General features: G+C 65.1%; 3 protein-coding genes. 2 read left to right on the top strand and 1 reads right to left on the bottom strand.

The genetic code is table 11. The annotated features are described in order from the left end of the window. Positions 1 to 392 precede the first annotated feature (392 nt). Positions 393 to 998, top strand: coding sequence for a hypothetical protein (locus ACY34I_RS40295; RefSeq protein ID WP_462760803.1), 606 nt, complete (start codon positions 393 to 395; stop codon positions 996 to 998). Between the two features lie 234 nt (positions 999 to 1,232). On the opposite strand, the gene ACY34I_RS40290 is transcribed toward ACY34I_RS40295, so the two are convergent. Further along, positions 1,233 to 1,571 carry a hypothetical protein gene (locus ACY34I_RS40290; RefSeq protein WP_462760801.1) on the bottom strand — a complete coding sequence of 113 codons (339 nt, stop codon included), beginning with the start codon at positions 1,569 to 1,571 and terminating at the stop codon, positions 1,233 to 1,235. A gap of 215 nt (positions 1,572 to 1,786) precedes the next feature. Here ACY34I_RS40290 and gvpO point away from each other — a divergent pair, with 215 nt between their 5' ends. Continuing rightward, entirely contained in the window at positions 1,787 to 2,227 is a 441-nt protein-coding gene (gene gvpO, locus ACY34I_RS40285; protein WP_462760799.1) for a gas vesicle protein GvpO, read from the top strand. Positions 2,228 to 2,318 lie beyond the last annotated feature (91 nt).

Here is a 2,318-nt window from a genome sequence, read left to right as displayed (position 1 = left end):
GGTGGCGATCGGCTCGACGAGCTCGAACATGCGGTGGATCTTGGCCAGTGGGTGCTGCATCGGTCGGCATCTCCTGTGGTCGCGACCGCGCCCTCGTGGGCGGCCTCTCACACTAGCTACGAACAACGCGGCCCGGATACGACAACTCCGGCCGACGATGTGGGACGGGCCGGCGACGGGACAGCCGGCAGGCTCCGTCTTCGGGAGGCTGCGACGCTTATCGATGTGACGGGGGTGGCGAAGGTCGGGGCCGGCAGTAGCGCGAGTTATTAGATATCGGGCGCAATCGACACTCGCAGACTGTAGTGAATAAACGACACGATGTAGAGGGATCCGACTAATTTGGAAAGAAAGGTTTTGCCGGCCGCAAACCGACACTAGACTGCCCACCCATGTCGTACAGCAACTACGACCCCGACGACCAACAACACCGGTTCCGCACCCAACCCGCGGCGCCCTCGACCCAGCCCACGGCGCGGATCGCGTACGTGGACGTGCATCACGACAGCGACCCGACGCCGTACACCCCACCCGCGGTGGCCTACGTCCAACCCCCCGCGCCGCCGTATACCGCACCCGCGGCGGCCTACGTCCAGCCCCCGGCACCGCCGTACCCGCCACCAGTGGCTGCCTACGCGCAAGCCCCTGCGTCGCCGTACACCCCATCCGCCTATACGCCGCCGCACCACCCGGCCCCGCCGACGCCCGGACAACGGCACCCAAGAAACACCGCTACCATCGTCGCCCGCTTCACGGTCGGTGTGACCAGCGGCGTGGCTTTCATCTTCGCCTTGCACATATTCTTTTCCTTGGCGAAGGCAAATCAAAGCAACGGCTTCGTAGAATTCGTGTACGTGCTGGCCAAAGTGTTCGTACTAGGGTTCGGTGACGTTTTCACGCCGAACGACGCCAAGGTAGGGCTCGTTCTCAACTACGGACTCGCTGCCCTGGTGTACCTGGTTGTAGGTCGGCTGATCGCCCGGGCGCTCCGACAGTAGCTGCCGACAAGCTTGGGGCACCTAGTAGGCATGAAGCGGCCGGCCGGCGGGTGGGCGGTGGTGGACTGAACGGTCGCGGTGAGGGTATGGCCCTGGCTCTTGGCCACGTCCAACCCGGATCGGGCCGTCCACCTGCATCCTGCTGTTCATGGGAGCTGGCCGCTTCATGCTGACTAGTCTTCGCGGGGCCGCCCGGCCTTGCGGAACCGGCCATCAGAACCGCAGCCGGCGCGGTCAGCCTCGCTGGCCGGACAGGTTCGTCAGGCGTCCGAGGCGCGCGAGCAGCGTGGGGCTCGGGTATTTCGAATCGAACACCTTGTCTACCAGTACGGCGATGTAGTCGGCATACAGCTCCGGTGGCAGCCCGCTTTCGATCGTGTCGAGCATCGTCGGGCTGGGGTATCGGTCGTTACTGACCTTGCCGATGAGTTCTCCATAGAAGTCGAGCCGGCTCTGCCACACGTCGGACACGATGCTCCGCAGCCGGGTCCACTGCTGATCATCGTGGTGCTGGTCTCGGTCGGGTCGGTCTTGCACGTTGGTCATCCTCGCTTCGCCTTGGCTGCCGGCCACGATTGCCTCCTCACCTGAAAGTCCGGCTTGTCTGACGGACTTCGAAGTTGTTGTCCGGTGACCACAGATGTTCGGTACCCACAATCAGGGCCGGTACGCGGCGCTTGACGCAATCAGCCGGCGCACGGCTGGGGGCGGATGCCCGGCGCCCACCATCGTGGACAAGGGGCGCGAAGAAGTTTTCACCCGCCGTCACCGGGGGTAGAGGGCTCTTCATGACGGCAGATCCGGAGGTTCAAAAGGACCGTGTACGCCCCCGGTCCGACGACGGCGATGACCAGGGCCGGTCCGATCGCGACCCCGAATCCGGGCGTGGCCATCGAGAGGGTCAGTCCGACAGGGACGCTGCTCAGGACCGGTCTGGAAATGATGACGATCGGAGCGGGTCTGGCTCGCGCCGCGTTGGCCTGATGGGCGCCGCGCGGGCTGCGCTGCGCGAGTTTGAGGAGTTGACTGGCCTAGCCCCGGAGGGCATCACCGGGGCTCGGCCGCAGGACGGCGGCTGGTCTTTCCTCCTCGACGTCACCGAGCTGGATCGGATCCCCGCGACCAGCAGTGTGATGGCGACCTACCGGGTGGACGCTGACCAGGAGGGTCGGATTCTCCAGTACGAGAGGCTGCGGCGGTTCCATCGCAGCGCCACGGATCAGACTTGACATCCTCCCGGCCCTGAAGGGCTGGGATTCTCACGGTCGCCCGTGAGGTTTCCTGTTTCATCGCCGACTGCCTTTCCGGGAGGATTTTCCC

Source organism: Micromonospora sp. RTBAU3-60 (assembly GCF_054963695.1).
Note: the sequence above shows the minus strand (reverse complement) of the source record. Positions and strands in the feature narration are given on the sequence as shown.